The organism is Bacillus sp. AFS029533, assembly GCF_002585125.1.
Classification (GTDB): domain Bacteria; phylum Bacillota; class Bacilli; order Bacillales; family Bacillaceae_G; genus Gottfriedia; species Gottfriedia luciferensis_B.
In genome coordinates, this window is the sequence record NZ_NUQC01000039.1 from 49,141 (window position 1) to 66,616 (window position 17,476).

The window sequence follows — 17,476 nt, forward strand, 5'->3', positions numbered from 1 at the left end:
AAGGATAAAAAAATATTTAAACATTATAACGTTATATTGACTAACTCGAATTTAGATGTTATTCTACATTGGAATAATAAACAAGATTGATGTAAACGAATACATTAATCAATTTTAGTTTTGTTTACTGAAAAGGATGAGGGGAAATGAAGGATCATTTCGTACTACAGAATGTAAAAATGATAGATGGAAGTTCTGTAGATATCATAGTAGAAAATAAAAAGATTATAGACATTGTAGCTGCTGGAACTGGTAATGGTGAGAAAATAGTAGATTACAAGCATAATGTATTTGTTTCTAGTGGTTGGATTGATCTGCATGTCCATGCATTTGCAGAATTTGAGCCATATGGTGATGATGTCGACGAGATCGGTTATAAAACAGGTGTTACTACAATTGTTGATGCGGGTAGCACTGGTGCTGATAATTTGTCCGAATTGGTTAGTAGCTGTAAAAAGTCAAAAACAAATGTTTTCGCATTTTTAAATATTTCGCGAATTGGCTTAAAACGAATTGATGAGTTATCTGATTTGTCTTGGTTAGATGAGGTTCAACTCAAAAATACGATTGCAGAGCATAAAGATTTTATTATCGGACTGAAGGCAAGGATTAGCAAAAGTGTAGTAGGTAAAAATGGTGTCGAACCTTTAAAAATAGCGCGTAAGTTTTCTAACGAAACAGATTTACCACTTATGGTTCATATAGGTTCAGGACCTCCAGATATTAATGATGTTCTAAACCTACTTGAAAATAAAGATATTATTACTCACTACTTAAATGGGAAAGCAAATAATTTATTTGATGAAATGGGAAGACCTCTTCCAAATTTTCTAGATGCAATTAATCGAGGTGTTCATTTGGATGTTGGGCATGGCAATGCAAGTTTTTCGTTTAAAACGGCTTTGCAAGCTAAAGAACATGGAATTAAATTCGATACGATTAGTACTGATATTTATCGGAAAAATCGATTGAATGGACCAGTCTATAGTATGTCACATGTTTTATCAAAATTTTTATACTTAGGTTATTCACTAGAAGAGATTATTGATGCTGTTACCGTTAATGCGGCTAAGTGGCTTAATAAACCGGAACTTGGAAGAATTTCAGTAGGAGATATTGCGAACCTCACTTTATTTACTATTGAAGATGAAGTGACAACCTTACTTGATTCTGAAGGAGACAAGCGTAAAGCTGAACAAAAAATCGTAGTAAAAGGAGTGGTTATTAATGGAGAACACGTTGAATGCTAAATATGGTTTGAAAAGGGTAATTAATGCAAGCGGTAGGATGAGTATATTAGGTGTTTCTGCTCCTACGGACACTGTAATGGAAGCGATGAAAATAGGTGGTCAAAATTACGTTGAAATTTCGGACTTAGTTGATAAGGCTGGAATTCATATTGCAGGTCTTCTTAAATCAGAGTCAGCTGTTGTTGTTAACTCTGCTTCAAGTGGAATTGCACTTTCAGTAGCGGCCATTGTAACTGAAGGAAACAGACGTAAAAGCGAAAGATTACACCAAGAACCAATTCATAAAAATGAAATCATTATGTTAAAGGGGCACAACGTACAGTATGGTGCTCCAGTTGAAACAATGATTTTCCTTGGTGGAGGTAAATTAGTAGAAGTCGGTTATGCAAATGAAGGGAAAGTTGAGCATATTGCAGATGCTATTAATGAAAAAACAGCTGCAATTTTATATGTGAAATCTCATCATGCTGTTCAAAAAAATATGATTTCAGTTGAAGAAGCTTGGGAAGTAGCGCGGGCAAATAATGTACCTTTCATTATAGATGCTGCTGCTGAAGAAGATTTGCAAAAATATGTCAAATTTTCTGATTTAGCAATATATAGTGGTTCGAAAGCAATTGAAGGACCTACTTCAGGTATTGTTGCTGGTAAGGAAAAATATATCGAATGGTTAAAAGTACAATTACATTGTATCGGTAGAAGTATGAAAGTTGGTAAAGAAACCACTTTTGGTCTGCTGCAGGCTTTGGATGAATATTTTGTCAAAAAAGATAATAGTGAAAATGAAAAAGCTAGTTTAGAAGTTTTAAAATCACTAGAATCGATCGATGGTTTAAAAGTCACGATTGTACAAGATGAAGCGGGACGAGCTATTTTTAGAGCTCGAATCCAAATTGATCCTGTTGTAACGAAAACTACAGCAAAGGATGTAAATGATCAATTAAAGAATGGTAGTATCGCGATTTACACTCGTGATTACGGAGTTCGTCAAGGATTTTTTGATATTGATCCACGACCACTACAATCAGATGATATTTACGTAATAGAAGCACAACTTAGAGCAATATTAGGAGGAACTGAACAATGACAAAAATTGAAAAACGTTTTTATAACAACCGAGTAGCATTAAATGTTTTAGCTAATAGTATTGAAAATGCAGTTGAAGTTTTTGAAGCTGCAGAAGGTCATGTATTAGTAGGTGTTCTTTCTAAAGATTACCCAACTGTAGAGGCTGCAGTTACAGCAATGAAAGAATACGGTGCAGCAATTGATGAAGCAGTATCGATTGGACTTGGTGCTGGTGATAACAAACAAGCAGCAGTTGTTGCAGAAATCGCTAAACATTATCCAGGAAGTCATATTAATCAAGTATTTCCTGCAGTAGGAGCAACTCGCGCTAACTTAGGTGAAAAAGATAGTTGGATCAATTCCCTTGTATCTCCAACTGGAAAAGTAGGCTATGTAAATATTTCTACTGGACCTGTAAGTGCTGCTAGCGAAACAGCGATTGTACCAATCAAATCTGCGATTGCCTTAGTTCGTGACATGGGTGGAAATGCATTAAAATACTTCCCAATGAAAGGTTTAAAACACGTAGAAGAGTTCCGTGCTGTAGCAAAAGCATGTGGTGAAGAAGGTTTTGCCCTAGAGCCTACAGGTGGTATTGATTTAGAGAATTTTGAAGAGATTTTAGAAATTGCATTGGAAGAAAAAGTACCTAAAATTATCCCACATGTATATTCTTCAATTATTAATGAAGAAACTGGAAAAACTAATCCTGAAGATGTAAGAAAATTATTAGCAATCACTAAAAGTTTGGTTGAAAAATATGCGTAAACAAATTGTTGCTTTCGGAGAAGTAATGATGCGATTGCAAGTGCCAGGGTATGAACTACTGGCACAAGCAAACGCATTACAATATTCTTTCTCGGGAACTGGTGTAAATGTTGCTTCTGCGTTGACTAAACTTGGTCATGAAGGCTATTTGGTAACAAAATTGCCAAACAATCCATTAGGAGATGCTGCGGTTGCTTTCTTACAGCGATTAGGAATTAATCGAAATTATATAACTAGAGGCGGTAAATATCTTGGACTGTATTTTTTAGAAAATGGTTTCGGACAGCGCTCCAGTCGTGTGACTTATACTAATCGGTTAGAAAGTAGCTTTAATACTGCATCTTATATCGATTATGATCTTGATCTAATTGCAAAACAAGCAGATGTGATCCATTTTTGTGGTATTACACTAGCGATGACAGATGATGTCAGAGAAACAATGAAAATGCTCGCGAAAAAAGTAAAAGAAAATGGCGGATTAGTTTGTTTCGATTGTAATTACAGACCTTCTTTATGGGATGGAGGATATAGTAAAGCAAAACCTCATTATGAAGAAATGCTAGCTTTAGCTGATATCGTGATGATGAATGAGAAAGATGCGATGTATGTTTTAGGAATGGAGACAGAAGGTACTTCCCGGGAAACACAACTGAAAGACCTTATTCCTAAAGTTGCAAAACAATATAACATACAAACTATTGCTGGAACGCACCGAGCAATTAATAGTGATAATTCACATTCATTACGTGGATATATTTACACGAATGGAGAGTTTCACTTCTCGGAAAATACTTCATTTTCCGTATACGATCGAATTGGTGCTGGAGATGCTTATACTAGCGGTATACTACATGGTGTGTTAACTGAGTTTTCACCAGAAAAAACCGTTCAATTTGCTCAAACAGCGGGTATGTTAGCATGTACGATTGTTGGAGATACTCCAATGTCAACTGAAGCAGAAATTTTATCAGCTATGGCTGGGACAATTGATGATATTAAGCGCTAAAAAAGGAGAGGTAAGGGAATGAGTGTGAATCGTAGAAAAGGACCGTTATATTTACAAATTAAAGAGATGATAAAGGATCGAATTTTACACGGAGTTTATCCAATTCACACAAATATTCCCTCTGAACCTCAGTTAGAAGAAGAGTTTAGTGTTAGTAAAATTACGATTAGAAATGCTATAAAAGAACTTGTTCAAGAAGGATACTTAGAAAAGAAAAGTGGTAAAGGAACAAAGGTTATTGCGAATGTAACGAGCGCAAAACTTTCAAAAGGGAAACGTTTTACAGAAATTCTAGTAGAGGAAGGACATCATATTACTAAAAAAGTACTGAGTATAAAAAAGCCGGAAATAACAGCGGATTCTATTCCTTATTCTGTATTTGGTGATAAATATGTCCAAATTGAGCGGATTTATTTACTGGAAAATGAACCATATATTCACTTTACACACTATATTTCAATTGATGTCACAGAAGAAGAAATAGAAGACATACAGATCAGTTCCTTATATCGTTTCTTAGAAGAAAATAATATTCGATTAGAATCTTTCCGAGATGAATTTGCAGTAGCGGTCGCTCCGGATCATGTTTGTGAGATTCTAAATTTAGAAAAAGGCACAACCACATTAAAAAGAATACGTCGTTCTAGTGATGAAGATGGAAATGTTTTAGAAATCAGTGAAGGGTACTATAATACGGCCAAACAAAATTACGTTGTAACTTACAATGATTCAACGCAGTAATGTATCTTCATTATATAAAATGTAAGCGATTACTAAGGGAGAGTGTGAAATAATGGATTTATATTTAATAGGAATTACATTAGTAGCAATCGTTATAGTTATATTAGGAGTATCGTGGTGGAAATGGCATGCATTTATTAGTTTATCAGTAGCTGGCCTTTTCCTAGCCGTTTTTTCTGGCGTATCAATGGATAAAATTGTAACTGCTTATGAAACAGGAGTAGGCGCTGTTCTCGGCCATCTTGTTGGGATTTTAGCTTTAGGTACGATTTTAGGAAAAATGATGTCAGATTCTGGAGCAGGAATGCAAGTAGCTGATTTCTTTATCAAAAAATTCGGCGTAAAAAACCTTCCATGGGCAATGTTGCTTTCAGGATTTATTATTGGAATTCCAGTATTTTTTGAGGTAGGTCTAGTAATCTTGTTACCTCTTGTTATATCAATTCGTAAATCTACCAATTCAAATATTCTATTAATTGGTATCCCAGTACTTGCTGGTTTATCAATCGTACATGGTTTAGTGCCACCACATCCTGGTGCGATGACAGCGATTGGTATTTATAATGCAGACTTAGGACGCGTCCTACTTTATTCATTAATCATTGCTTTTCCAACTGCAATTATTGCAGGTCCTATCTTTTCAAAATGGATTCACAAACGTGTAACGCCAATTGGTGAACCAGAATTAATTCGAGTTGAAACGAAGTCGAATGCTTTACCAAGTACAGGAGTATCATTTTTCATTATTTTACTTCCAGTTTTACTAATGGTGTTAACGGTAATTACACCATACTTATCCCTACCTAGTGCAATCGCTAAATTCTTCATTTTAATTGGTAGCCCTGTAATTGCTCTATTAATCTCTTGTTTTGCAGCATATTACTTATTAGGGTATCGCCAAGGAATGGACAAAACTTTAATCAAAAAATTAACGGATGAATGTTTAACACCTTTAGCTTCAATTATCTTAATCATCGGTGCAGGTGGAGCATTTAAACAAATTCTTATTGAAAGCGGTGTTGGTACTGCCATTGCAACTATGGCTGAACAAATGTCACTATCACCAATCGTACTTGCATTCTTGGTAGCAGGTTTAATAAGAATAGCAACTGGTTCTGCTACGGTTGCTTTAACAACAGCTGCTGGAATTGTTTCACCAGTAGTAGCACATATGACAGGTGTAAACTTAGAATTACTTGTTATTGCAACTGGCGCCGGTTCACTAATGTTTTCACATGTAAATGATGCAGGTTTTTGGTTAGTAAAAGAATACTTAGGATTAACTGTCAAAGAAACATTCAAAACATGGACAGTAATGGAAACGCTTCTTTCGTTTGTAGCGTTTGGACTTACATTAGTATTAGATATTTTTATTTAAGAATAAAGGAAGAGGCTGTCTCAAAAGTCAGGTTAACTGACACAAAAGGCGCCTCTTTTTTCAATATTTATAAGAACGCTTTTTAGAACATCAGATATTATTACCAGAGCTTTGGTGATCTAAAGTAGTGGGGGTATTTCATAATAATTTTCATCTATAGTTAATAAAATCGTACTTTATTTTGGTTATTAGAAGAATTTTATACTATTTTGTATGTGTTAGAGCATATTTGGTAGTTTGCCAATTCAAAGTTGCTAGTATTGTAAAATTATTAACTCGTAATACCCTTACTGGCATAGGTAATTATTCAGTTTATTTGCGATTCTTGATTTTTAATTGCAGATTTGCTAATTTTATTTGCGGTTTTCAAGTTTTAATTGCAGATTTGCAATTTTTATTTGCTATTTTCGGATTTTAATTGCAGTCCAATCTTCTTTTCTAGCATTTCTTCATCTAACTGCATTGTTTCACCCCTAAGTTTCAACTTTAAAGACTCGAAAAAATCAAAGGAAGGAATTGGTAGAAAAACTCTATCAAGATAGTCTGAACAATTATATAATTGTCTAATAGAAGTTCGATGACATCGTTGGTCGATCTAGAAGGGTGTGTGAATGATGAAGACTACTTTTAAAATTGTCCTTATCTGCTTATTGTTTTTTTCAACTAGTAACTTAACTTCCTTCATTCAAACTGTTAAAGCAGCGAATGAACCGTCAAGAATGCTCGGCAAACTAGATATGTTTGGTGATGGTCATAGTGAGCGTGACCATTTCAACTCTGTTACCGTAACGGGCGATGATCATGTGGCAGTAGGTTATTCGGACTCAACAGAAGGTGAATTATTGGGCCTTAATAAAGGGTACGAAGATGCCATCATCGTGAAATATGGTCCGAATGGGAACATCAAGTGGACAAAAACGTTTGGTGGTAGTAGCGGTGATGCATTTAATGCAGTTACAACAGCAGGTGATAGTACAGTAGCAGTTGGCTATGCCGCTTCGAATGATGGTGATTTAACCCTAAAAGAGGGTTATATAAATGCCATCATCGTGAAATATGACCGTGATGGGAACGTTGAGTGGAAAAATGAACTAGGAAGTGTCAATAGTAAAAATTCATTTAACTCCGTCACTGCAACAAGTGATGGGTTTATCACTGCTGGTTATTTGAATGGCGATGCGGTTATCGTCAAATATGATAACAATGGGAACCAAATTTGGCTTAAAAAATTTGGTGGTAGTGAATCTGATATGTTTCACTCAGTTATCACAACAAGTGATGGCTATATCGCGGTAGGAGAAACAAGCTCAGAAGATGGAGATGTAACAGGTCTGACCGAAGGATTTCCGACTGGATTCATCGTGAAATACGACGTAGAAGGGAATGTCATTTGGAAAAAAGCATATGGTGGTCGCCTTTTTTCTTCGTACAATAGCATCATAACAACAGATGATGGAGTTATCATCGCAGGAAAAGCTTCGTCTGATGCATTAATTATAAAATATGATGTAAACGGAAACGTTGTATGGAAGAAAACGTTCGGGGGGAGTGGATCAGATGGTTTTAACGCAGTCACACCAACAAGTGATGGGTTTCTAGCTGCGGGTGGTGCGTTCTCGAATGATGGTGATTTGGACCATCTCAATACGGATGGAGAAGATGCATTACTCGTTCAATATGACCGTGATGGTAACGTTGTGTGGAAAAAAACCATTGGTGGCTCGGTTTATGATGAATTTAACGGTGTCACAACAAATGAACACGGAATTCTAGCGGTCGGTTCTGCTGCTTCTGATGATTATGCCATCATACTTGATCTTCGTCCACTTAATCAAATTCAACAACTAACAGTCGATTACGGTACGGATTTCAAGTTAGTTACCGTTAATCCGGCGGATGCAAGTGAAACCTTTCATTGGACCAGTTCGAATCAGTCAATAGTCTATTCCTATTATAACGGGGGAGTTAGTGTGATAGGTCCCGGTTCAGCGGTATTAGAAGGGGTATCCACGAAAAATAATGAAGAGAAACTGACAATTCCAATCGTCGTGAACGATTATGTCAAAGTCACACTGCCTGAGGACCCACTGTATTTGACAATCGGTACAACAGGGAAACTAACAGCAGAGGTGACACCAATTGATGCGTCTAATCAAACCATCCATTGGTCATCGAGTAATCCGTCGGTTGCAACCGTTGATTCAAATGGGAATGTAACAGCTATTCAAAGAGGAAAGGTTGCAGTTACAGCGACCTCAGAGGTTGGTGAGTACAAAGCAAGAGTACTCGTTATCGTATCTCTTCCGTATCATAAAGTGAGTTTCAATAGCAATGGAGGTTCGTTCGTTTCGGACAGATATTATGAAGAAGGCAGTCTTTTTGATCGACTAGATATACCGCAGCCGACGAAGACTGGGTATGTATTTGGTGGATGGTATAAGGATGAAAATCTTACAAAACCATGGTACGAATCTAGTGATCGAGTCGAATCAGATACGACACTTTATGCGAAGTGGAACATTCGATCGTACAGAGTGGACTTTAATAGTACGGGTGGAAGTCTAGTAAGTCCGACCACTGCTTACGAAAACACGACCATAACGGCGCCTACACCACCTAGACGAACAGGTTATACATTTGCAGGGTGGTATAAATTGAACGGGACAACACCGTGGGTTTTTTCAAGTGATAAAATCACAGCGAATACAATATTGTATGCCAAATGGACGTTGAATCGATACACAGTGAGCTTTAACAGCACTGGTGGAAGTCAAGTTAATTCGATGACAACAAACTATAACACAATCATTAACGCTCCAACAGCACCAAAACGAACAGGTTATACATTTAGTGGGTGGTTCAAAGATTCAAGTGGGAAAACACCGTGGATCTTTACAAGTGATAAAGTCACAGTAAATACAACGCTCTATGCGAAATGGACAGTTAATCAGTACACAGTGAATTTTAATAGTAATGGTGGAAGTAAAGTTAGTGCGAAAACAACAGACTACAACACCACGATCACAGCGCCAACAGCACCCAAACGAACAGGTTACACGTTTGGTGGGTGGTACAAAGAGGCAAGCTTGAAAACACCGTGGAATTTTTCAAGTAATAAAGTCACAACGAATACGACGCTTTATGCGAAATGGACAGTCACGCCACCACCTACACCAAAAAGTATCGTGGTGACAAAATCCAGTTCAACCAGTCTCAAAATCGTTTGGAGTCAGGTAACAGGCACTTCGGGATACGAACTCTATCGAGCAACCAAAAGTAGTGGCTCCTATACGCTAATTAAATCAACAACATCTGTTCAAGTGACGAACTCGAATTTAAAAAGAGGGTCTACGTATTACTACAAGGTGAGGGCTTACAAATTAGTGGGAACGAAAAAAGTATACAGTGGGTGGTCAGTCATCCGATCCGCTAAATTGTAAGCATCACTTAAAGATGGGAAAACCGAACAAGTCATGAATAGTAGCGCTCAACCTTCGTGTTGAGCGCTTTTTTGTTATGGGACTCTGCGAATTTAGATGATTGATTTTTAGTTGCAACTTACTTGCAAATTAGTCTAGCATGCTAAATGACTTTTGAAATTAAAAGTAAAATCATATTAAAATCAGTTGCCCATGTCTCAAATTAATGTTCATTAAAATCTAATGGCCGTAAACTAGCTTCGATCTCAGTGCGTTTAGGCTCTAGAAATGGAGGCAATGCTAACCGTTCACCTAAAGTATCAATATTTTCATCTACATCAAATCCAGGGGTATCCGTTGATAATTCGAATAAAATATGATTTGGTTCTCTGAAATAGAGCGCTTTAAAATAGTAGCGTTCTACTTTTCCAGAATTCGTAATCCCTAGTGAATTTAATTTATCAGCCCATTTATTATATTCTTCTTCGTTCTGTACTCTAAAAGCTATATGATGAACACTACCTCGTCCAGGTCTAGCTCTCGGTAAGTCTGGTCTTACTTCCAAGTGAACTTCTGCTCCAGCACCACCTAGTCCGGTTTCGTAAACTTCTATACTTGCAAAATTCTCTTCAATAGAAGGATAAGTGCCAACTAGTCTAAAACCTAAAACATCCGTTAAAGTTTTACTTGTAGGAATCGAATCTTTTACGGTAAGTGTCACTGGACCTAAGCCAAGTATTCCATGCTCGGTTGGGATATTTGATTTATTCCAAGGAGTACCTGGCGCAACACCTTTTTCACCATTATCTGCTACTAAAATTAATCTGGTACCTTCATAATCTTGAAATGCGAGTGTATCTCGATTTGCTCTTTTAATTATTTTATCATGTGAAATATTAAGCTCTTCAAAGCGATTTTTCCAATAATGAAGTGACTCAGTTGTGGCAACTCTTAATGAAGTTGAAGATACGATCGAGTGACCTGGATATGTAGTTCCTAGATGAGGGATATCAAAAAAGGTTATTTCTGTCCCGGGATTTGCTTTTGCATCACCGTAAAATAAGTGATAACTAGAAGTATTATCTTGATTTACTGTTTTCTTAACAAGCCTCATCCCTAAAACTTTAGTGTAAAACTCGTAATTTTTTTCAGCCTTTGTAGTAAGTAGTGAAACATGATGAATTCCCAATAATTCCACTTTCATCACTCCCTTAAAATTTATCATTAAATTATGACTTGCATAATTTTTATGTACATAGTGTAAATGGCTAGAGATTGAAATAGCGATTTATGTTAAACTGATATCTATTAATTATAATATTCAGATAAATGATACAGAAAGGGGAAAATACTTTGTATTTCGGTTATTTATTAATTTTAATATCTGCAATAGCTTTTGGATTAATGCCTATTTTTGCGCTTTATGCTTATGATCAAAATGTAAGTGTGAATACATTATTATTTTTAAGGTTTACATTTGCGACAATTATGTTTTTTAGTTACTTAGTAGTTCGAAAAAAATTAGTTAAAATTACGAAAAAACAATTAGGATTGTTTGTTTTACTAGGTGGAGTATTGTATATGCTTCAATCAAGTTTTTATTTTAGTTCAGTAAAATATATTCCTGCTTCATTAGCAGCATTAATTCTCTATTTATATCCCATTTTTGTAGCAATTCTATCATTTTTAGTAAACAAAGAGCAATTAACAAAAAATATAATGATATCGATTTTACTATCGTTGGCTGGAATTGTACTAGTGTTGGGAGCTCCAGCGCAAAATATAAATCCATTCGGTATCATATTAGCATTAGCTGCAGCAATTGTTTACTCAATATACATAATTGTTGGTGGGAGGATCTCGATGCATGTACCTCCATTAGTAACAAGTGCATATATTTCCTTATTTGCAAGCATTTCATTTTTACTAGTAGGCGTATCGACAAGCACAATACATATTCACTTTAAATTGATTGGTTGGCTATCAATTTTAGGTATTTCGATTATATCAAGTGTTATCTCAATGGGGACATTTTTTGCTGGTGTAAAACGAATAGGACCGACAAAAGGAGCAGTATTAAGTATGGTTGAACCAGTAGTAACAATCACATTTTCAACCATTCTATTCCATGAAAATATGAGTTTACTGCAAATAATAGGTGGGGCTATTGTACTAGGTGGAGCGCTATTAGTTGTTCTTACTAGTGAGAAAAGAAAGATAGTTGAGAATAAAATGGATTTTTAAATGGTATATGATAAACTGTATTTAGAATCGTAGTTTAATAAAATGTAAATGTTAAAGATGGCTGCTTATGCAGCTATTTTTAATTTGTAAAGGGGTAAAATAGTATGTTTGAATTAAACTTAAAAAATGGAGATCTAGTAAAAGTACGTCAAGCAACAGGAACTGATGCTAAATCAATGATAGAATTTTATAACATCGTAGGTGGAGAAACGAATTTTTTATCATTCGGAGGAAACGAGTTTAAAAGAAATGAAGCTGAATATAAGACATATTTAGAAGATACATTCGAAGAAAAAAATTCAATTATTTTATTAGTTACCAACAATGATCAAATAATAAGTATCGGTTCCATCAATTCCAGTCAAAAGGAACGTACAAAGCATGTTGGTACGCTAGGTATAGTAGTTAAAAAAGAATATTGGGGATTAAGTATTGGGAAATTATTAATGCAATCTTTAATTGATTGGGCTAAACAAAATGATCTAACTCGAAAAATTCAATTAGTTACGAATGAAGATAATCTTAAAGCCATTGAATTGTATAAAAAATTAGGATTTGAAATTGAAGGGGTAATGAAAGAAGATACTTATCTAAACGGAAAGTATTGTAATACTTTAATGATGGGCTTATTTCTTAAATAGTACTGAAAATTAATCTTCTATAATAGAATTTTGCCGACAAAGCTCTGTACTTGGCTAAAATGAATGGTAGAAATCAAGTAAACGTATATTCTAGTAAGTTAGAAATGACTTTCGTTAAAAAGCCTTGTGATAATTAATCACAAGGCTTTTTGCTATAGTAGCGATAGTTTTTAGAAGCACGTAAACGATCTAATTCGTCTTGTATCAATTCCAAAGAAAACCCATCTCCAGCCAATCCATCTCCAGCCTGCAACTGATTGTCTGCCCACGAAGGTTGGAAAGTACCAAAATTGTTCTCCATTATTCAACCAAACATAAGTATTTCTAAATCGACAACCAGCAATTGCACCTGGATCTATTGCGAATGCTGTAGCTTGAGACATTTGTGGAGTGAATGAAGGCGGTGGTGCAGTCGGTTGACCTTGAGCCGTGCCTTGACCTCCGCCACCCGGTTGTCCCGGAAATCCACCCGGTTGCCCTGGGAATCCACCTGGTTGCCCTGGGAATCCGCCCGGTTGTCCTGGAAATCCTGGAAATGTCCGATATTGAGGGAAAAAGTTCATTTTATCAACTCCTTTTTTAGTTTAATCCTTATTAAAGTATGAAAATTAATGTTATTTGTTTGGGCTGATAGTTAAATATCCATTTTAATTAGCGATGTTGGTATTATAGAAAGAAGATTATTATTATGAAGGTTTATAGAATGATCATTTCATATAGAAACACATCAAAGAGAAGACTGATCCACTTCTCTTTTTTAATGTTCATAGATAGGAAATTCTTAGTTCTACTGTAAACCAATTATTTTCTAAAATATAAAGCGCTTTTAGTTAATAACACCTATTTTTACTTTTAAAAGTAAAAAAATTACTCTATAAAGTAAAAAAACACTTGCATAATTCTGTAAATTCGAATAAATTAAACTTAAAGGAGGAGAAAAATGGAAAATTTACGCTTGAATGTCGCATTATTACGCCGTAGAGTACCGAATTTGACTACTTCTGCGAAATCTGTTGGACTTCGACCAGCAACTGTTTCAAATTTATGTACTGGTAAAATTCCAATTGGTCGCTCAGAAGTAAGAACACTAGTCGCATTAGCCGCTTTAGCAGAATGTACATTGGATGAACTGATTATTAGAGGGGAGAAGATTGAGATGATTGAAACGGGTATAAAAACGCTTGATTTATTTGCTCCATTAGTAAAAGGTGGTACAGTCGGGTTAGTTGCAAGACCAGGCATGGGTCAATTAGTTGTATTAGCTGAAATGTTATATAAATTAAAGAATGATTCATATTTTACGATTTTACTTAAACCAGAAGGTGAGCATCCTGAAATTGACGATATTTTAGCAGATGTAAATTTAGTATGTTATTCAATTGATGAGGTTTATGAAGCGATTGCAAAAGCGGGAAAAAATGTTGAGTTTGCTTTCGCAGCCGATCGTTCAAACGTCATTACTGGTGATATAAACCGTCTCCAACAAAAATTAGCAGATATCGGTATTGAAGATGTAACTACTTTTTTAGTTGATTTAAAAGGGGAAGCGGTGGATGAAGATTTCCCTTACGGACCCTTAGAAACATTATGGCAGTTTGATGCAGACTTAGCTTTCAGACATAAATACCCTGCAATTAATCCTATTCATTCGACATCTACAGTTTTAGAAGATAATCAACCAGACCATACCCACAACCAAGTGCAAAAAGCAGCTCAGAAATTACTACGTCGATATCGTGAGTTGAGATCGTTTGTTGCAGTACATGGATTAGATTCATTAGCCGAAAATGAAAAATTAACATATAAACGGGGTGAATTATTAGAAGCCTATTTAACTCAACCATTTTTCGTAGCAGAAGAATTCACAGGTACAAAAGGAGCATCTGTTAATTTGCAAAATACTTTACAAGATGTTCGAAAACTAATTGATGGTGCTTACGATTTGATGGAAGTAGATAAAATGAATTTTATTGGTAGCCTGTAGAAATGTAAAACATCATTACTTTAATGAACAGTGTGACGCTTATGCTTGTGTCACACTTTTTTTAATATTTACCTAAATTTAGTTTTCTGGCGAATGGTAGTATAAAATTTAAGAATTATTTAAGAATTTAATAATAGGCAATTAATTTTTCTAAATTATACTATGCCAAAATAAGTAACAAAAATGAAATATTATAATAGTTCATCACTCGTCTGAAAGTTGGAATATATATTGTCGATTCGAAAACGGTTAATCTTATCTAATATTGCTATGATTGTTATTCCAATCATTTCTTTTATCCTCATCGAGATTTTACTCGGTCTGTTTTACTATAAAGTTTTTGTGCCTAAATTTAATGATCATCCACCACATTCGTTTTATTTTTTTCGATTCGGAATCATTGTCCCTATTTTTGCAATTACAAATGGAGTGCTATCATATTTAGTTTCAAGAACTATACTAAGACCAGTAAAAAATCTTACTAATGCTGCTAAACAAATTAGTGAAGGAAATTTAAATTTTGAAGTTAAACCACTTAGTAATGATGAACTCGGTCAATTAGCTATTAGCTTTGAATTAATGAGAAGAAATCTAAAAGAGTCAGCTGAAATACAGAAAAAATACGAAGAAAATCGAAAAGAATTAATTGCTAATATTTCACATGATCTAAAAACGCCAATTACATCAATAAAGGGATATATTGAAGGAATTAAAGATGGCGTAGCGAACACACCAGAAAAAATGGAAAGATATATTGAAACAATTTATATGAAAACTTTGGATATGGATCAATTGATTAATGAGCTATTCCTTTATTCGAAGTTAGATTTAAAACGAGTACCCTTTCATTTTGAAGAAGTAAATATTCATGATTATTTAGTGGATCGGATCGAGGAATTGAAATTTGATTTAGAACCGATAAAAGTAAGTATTACTTATTGTGAGAATGTGGATCGAGAAAATAGTATTGTACTAATAGACCGAGAACAATTCAAACGTGTAATGACAAATATCATTCAAAATAGTTTGAAATACATGGATAAAGATAAAAAACAAATTACCATAAAATTAATTGATGACAAAGAAAAAATAACAATAACATTTCATGATAACGGTAAGGGGATTTCGAAAGAGGCACTTCCGTTTATTTTTGATCGTTTTTATCGAGCCGATCCATCAAGAAATCTATCAACTGGTGGGACGGGACTCGGGCTGGCCATTGCAAAAAGAATCATAGAAGAGCACGGTGGAGAAGTATGGGCAGAAAGTCAAATTGGTGAATATACAAACATTTATCTTTCATTAAATAAGAAATCAAACTAAAAGGTGACAAAATGAAAAAGATTTTAATTATTGAAGATGATCAAAGTATCGCATTATTACAAAGAGATTATTTAGAAATAAATGATTTTGAAGTTGAAATAGAATCAAATGGTAAAAGCGGACTTCAAAAAGCTTTATCGAAGGAATATGATTTAATCATACTTGACTTAATGTTACCAGAATTAAATGGCTTTGAAATATGTAAAAAAATCCGAGAAAGTAAAGACATCCCGATCTTAATTGTTTCAGCAAAAACAGAAGATATTGATAAAATTAGAGGATTTGGTCTAGGGGCCGATGATTTTATCGTGAAACCATTTAGTCCAAGTGAATTAATAGCCAGAGTTAAAGCTCATCTTTCAAGGTATCAACGTTTAGCAAATAAAGGTCAAATGAATGAAGAAGAACTTCAAGTAAGAGGACTTACAATTCAAAAAGATTCTAGAAAAGTTCTTGTTAATGGAGAAGAAAAAATATTTACAACAAAGGAGTTTAACCTACTTACCTTTCTTGCTTCAAATCCAAATAAAGTATTTAGTAAAGAATTACTATTTGATCGAATTTGGGGGTTTGAAACGGTCGGAGATATTTCTACTGTAACTGTTCATATCCGAAAAATCCGAGAAAAAATAGAAGTTGACCCATCCAACCCGAATTATATTGAGACGATATGGGGAGCGGGATATCGGTTTAAAGATTAAATTTAATTTAAATTAAGGGGTTATCCTGTGAGTTAGTAAACTTATAGGATGGCTCTTTTTATTTACCTAATCATTTTTAAAAGAAGATACATTAATTTCAATACTTCATCAAAGTAAATACAAATATTTCCATGTAAAAGTGTGAGGAAGAAACTTTATCGTCACACAACAAGTAATATTTTATTCGGAAATGATTTAAGAAATATTTAAGGAATTGGTAATAGTAGGTTTATATCTTGCCACTATGATGAAAAGTATAAAATTAATGAAAACGGAGGGAACAGAATAGTGGCTAAAAAGAAATTAAATTTAACGAAGAAAAATATATTAGTTAGTGTACATGTTTTAGCAGTATGTGCTTGGTTTGGAGGTACATTAAGTTTAATAATATTAGGTTTCTATTTAAAAAATGCGCAAAACTCAGATCAGCTTATTTATACATTATCGAGTATGCAGATCATTGATGAAAATTTATTAAAATATCCTGCACTTGCAACTTTAGTTACTGGCATTTTACTTTCTGTTTGGACACAGTGGGGATTAGCAAAGCATTATTGGGTTGTTATAAAACTCGTTTTAACTGTCTTAATTATTCTGATTGGCATCTTTTTGATTAATGATTGGTTCGTATATTTAGTAAAAACCGCAGAAGGATTAGGGGCGAGTGCACTTAATCAAAATAAATTTGAATCAACCTGGTTATCGATTATAATAACTGGAATCTTTAACTTAACTTGCTTAGCATTCATGACATTCATTACGTATTTTAAACCTTTTGGTAAAATTAAAAAAAATAAAAAAGTGGCAACACAATAAAAATTCTTTTTTATAAATTTCTAACTGATTAAGAAAGTAATACTATTTGAGTATTACTTTTTCACGCTTTTGAAAAACAACCTTGCCAATTAAATTACCAAATTTTCGTAAAAGGAGTAGAGTGATGTTGATTTCCA

Annotated in this window: 15 protein-coding genes; 13 read left to right on the forward strand and 2 right to left on the reverse strand. The window is 34.5% G+C overall.

Translation table 11 applies throughout. The features are described from left to right. Positions 1 to 146: 146 nt before the first annotated feature. The 7 genes from COE53_RS19255 to COE53_RS19285 all read left to right on the forward strand — a co-directional run bounded on the left by COE53_RS19255 (position 147) and on the right by COE53_RS19285 (position 9,651). Positions 147 to 1,250, forward strand: a complete 1,104-nt coding sequence (locus COE53_RS19255) for an amidohydrolase/deacetylase family metallohydrolase (RefSeq protein WP_098948558.1) — start codon at positions 147 to 149, stop codon at positions 1,248 to 1,250. Continuing rightward, on the forward strand, positions 1,228 to 2,337 hold the full coding sequence (locus COE53_RS19260) for a DgaE family pyridoxal phosphate-dependent ammonia lyase (RefSeq protein ID WP_069032081.1): 1,110 nt from the start codon (positions 1,228 to 1,230) through the stop codon (positions 2,335 to 2,337). The genes COE53_RS19255 and COE53_RS19260 overlap by 23 nt, the downstream gene beginning before the upstream one ends. After that, positions 2,334 to 3,086 (forward strand): 2-dehydro-3-deoxy-phosphogluconate aldolase, encoded by a 753-nt coding sequence (gene dagF / locus COE53_RS19265; protein WP_091021161.1) that lies wholly within the window; start codon positions 2,334 to 2,336, stop codon positions 3,084 to 3,086. The genes COE53_RS19260 and dagF overlap by 4 nt, the downstream gene beginning before the upstream one ends. Then, entirely contained in the window at positions 3,079 to 4,092 is a 1,014-nt protein-coding gene (locus COE53_RS19270; RefSeq protein WP_091021162.1) for a sugar kinase, read from the forward strand. Before dagF ends, COE53_RS19270 begins: the two co-directional genes overlap by 8 nt. Positions 4,093 to 4,110: 18 nt before the next feature. Next, the gene (locus tag COE53_RS19275; RefSeq protein WP_069032084.1) at positions 4,111 to 4,833 is read left to right on the forward strand and encodes a GntR family transcriptional regulator; all 723 of its coding nucleotides are present in this window, start codon (positions 4,111 to 4,113) and stop codon (positions 4,831 to 4,833) included. A gap of 52 nt (positions 4,834 to 4,885) precedes the next feature. Further along, positions 4,886 to 6,211 carry a GntT/GntP/DsdX family permease gene (locus COE53_RS19280; RefSeq protein WP_069032085.1) on the forward strand — a complete coding sequence of 442 codons (1,326 nt, stop codon included), beginning with the start codon at positions 4,886 to 4,888 and terminating at the stop codon, positions 6,209 to 6,211. Positions 6,212 to 6,822: 611 nt separating this feature from the next. After that, positions 6,823 to 9,651 carry an InlB B-repeat-containing protein gene (locus tag COE53_RS19285; RefSeq protein ID WP_098948559.1) on the forward strand — a complete coding sequence of 943 codons (2,829 nt, stop codon included), beginning with the start codon at positions 6,823 to 6,825 and terminating at the stop codon, positions 9,649 to 9,651. 202 nt (positions 9,652 to 9,853) lie between these two features. On the opposite strand, the gene COE53_RS19290 is transcribed toward COE53_RS19285, so the two are convergent. Continuing rightward, the gene (locus COE53_RS19290; protein WP_098948560.1) at positions 9,854 to 10,828 is read right to left on the reverse strand and encodes a ring-cleaving dioxygenase; all 975 of its coding nucleotides are present in this window, start codon (positions 10,826 to 10,828) and stop codon (positions 9,854 to 9,856) included. Between the two features lie 155 nt (positions 10,829 to 10,983). Here COE53_RS19290 and COE53_RS19295 point away from each other — a divergent pair, with 155 nt between their 5' ends. Continuing rightward, complete coding sequence (locus COE53_RS19295) at positions 10,984 to 11,874, forward strand: DMT family transporter (RefSeq protein ID WP_254664516.1); 891 nt, start codon at positions 10,984 to 10,986, stop codon at positions 11,872 to 11,874. 104 nt (positions 11,875 to 11,978) lie between these two features. Continuing rightward, entirely contained in the window at positions 11,979 to 12,515 is a 537-nt protein-coding gene (locus tag COE53_RS19300; protein ID WP_069032089.1) for a GNAT family N-acetyltransferase, read from the forward strand. Positions 12,516 to 12,685: 170 nt separating this feature from the next. Here COE53_RS19300 and COE53_RS19305 read toward each other — a convergent pair whose 3' ends face one another. After that, positions 12,686 to 13,078 (reverse strand): transporter, encoded by a 393-nt coding sequence (locus tag COE53_RS19305; protein ID WP_069032090.1) that lies wholly within the window; start codon positions 13,076 to 13,078, stop codon positions 12,686 to 12,688. 377 nt (positions 13,079 to 13,455) lie between these two features. Between COE53_RS19305 and COE53_RS19310 the strand changes: the two genes are divergently transcribed. The 4 genes from COE53_RS19310 to COE53_RS19325 all read left to right on the forward strand — a co-directional run bounded on the left by COE53_RS19310 (position 13,456) and on the right by COE53_RS19325 (position 17,339). Then, positions 13,456 to 14,499: an ATP synthase beta subunit C-terminal domain-containing protein gene (locus COE53_RS19310; RefSeq protein ID WP_069032091.1), complete on the forward strand. Its 1,044-nt coding sequence runs from the start codon at positions 13,456 to 13,458 to the stop codon at positions 14,497 to 14,499. A 231-nt stretch (positions 14,500 to 14,730) separates the two neighbouring features. Then, positions 14,731 to 15,822: a sensor histidine kinase gene (locus COE53_RS19315; RefSeq protein WP_098948561.1), complete on the forward strand. Its 1,092-nt coding sequence runs from the start codon at positions 14,731 to 14,733 to the stop codon at positions 15,820 to 15,822. 11 nt (positions 15,823 to 15,833) lie between these two features. Further along, positions 15,834 to 16,523 carry a response regulator transcription factor gene (locus tag COE53_RS19320; protein WP_098948562.1) on the forward strand — a complete coding sequence of 230 codons (690 nt, stop codon included), beginning with the start codon at positions 15,834 to 15,836 and terminating at the stop codon, positions 16,521 to 16,523. A 288-nt stretch (positions 16,524 to 16,811) separates the two neighbouring features. Then, positions 16,812 to 17,339, forward strand: a complete 528-nt coding sequence (locus COE53_RS19325; RefSeq protein WP_180242458.1) for a DUF2269 family protein — start codon at positions 16,812 to 16,814, stop codon at positions 17,337 to 17,339. Positions 17,340 to 17,476: the final 137 nt, after the last annotated feature.

Excerpts from the sequence above, each read along its gene's own strand:
- COE53_RS19260 (WP_069032081.1), top strand. The coding sequence starts at position 1,228 with ATGGAGAACACGTTGAATGCTAAATATGGTTTGAAAAGGGTAATTAAT.
- dagF (WP_091021161.1), top strand. The coding sequence starts at position 2,334 with ATGACAAAAATTGAAAAACGTTTTTATAACAACCGAGTAGCATTAAAT.
- COE53_RS19270 (WP_091021162.1), top strand. The coding sequence starts at position 3,079 with ATGCGTAAACAAATTGTTGCTTTCGGAGAAGTAATGATGCGATTGCAA.
- COE53_RS19310 (WP_069032091.1), top strand. The coding sequence starts at position 13,456 with ATGGAAAATTTACGCTTGAATGTCGCATTATTACGCCGTAGAGTACCG.
- COE53_RS19280 (WP_069032085.1), top strand. The coding sequence starts at position 4,886 with ATGGATTTATATTTAATAGGAATTACATTAGTAGCAATCGTTATAGTT.
- COE53_RS19320 (WP_098948562.1), top strand. The coding sequence starts at position 15,834 with ATGAAAAAGATTTTAATTATTGAAGATGATCAAAGTATCGCATTATTA.
- COE53_RS19300 (WP_069032089.1), top strand. The coding sequence starts at position 11,979 with ATGTTTGAATTAAACTTAAAAAATGGAGATCTAGTAAAAGTACGTCAA.
- COE53_RS19275 (WP_069032084.1), top strand. The coding sequence starts at position 4,111 with ATGAGTGTGAATCGTAGAAAAGGACCGTTATATTTACAAATTAAAGAG.
- COE53_RS19255 (WP_098948558.1), top strand. The coding sequence starts at position 147 with ATGAAGGATCATTTCGTACTACAGAATGTAAAAATGATAGATGGAAGT.
- COE53_RS19285 (WP_098948559.1), top strand. The coding sequence starts at position 6,823 with ATGATGAAGACTACTTTTAAAATTGTCCTTATCTGCTTATTGTTTTTT.
- COE53_RS19305 (WP_069032090.1), bottom strand. The coding sequence starts at position 13,078 with ATGAACTTTTTCCCTCAATATCGGACATTTCCAGGATTTCCAGGACAA.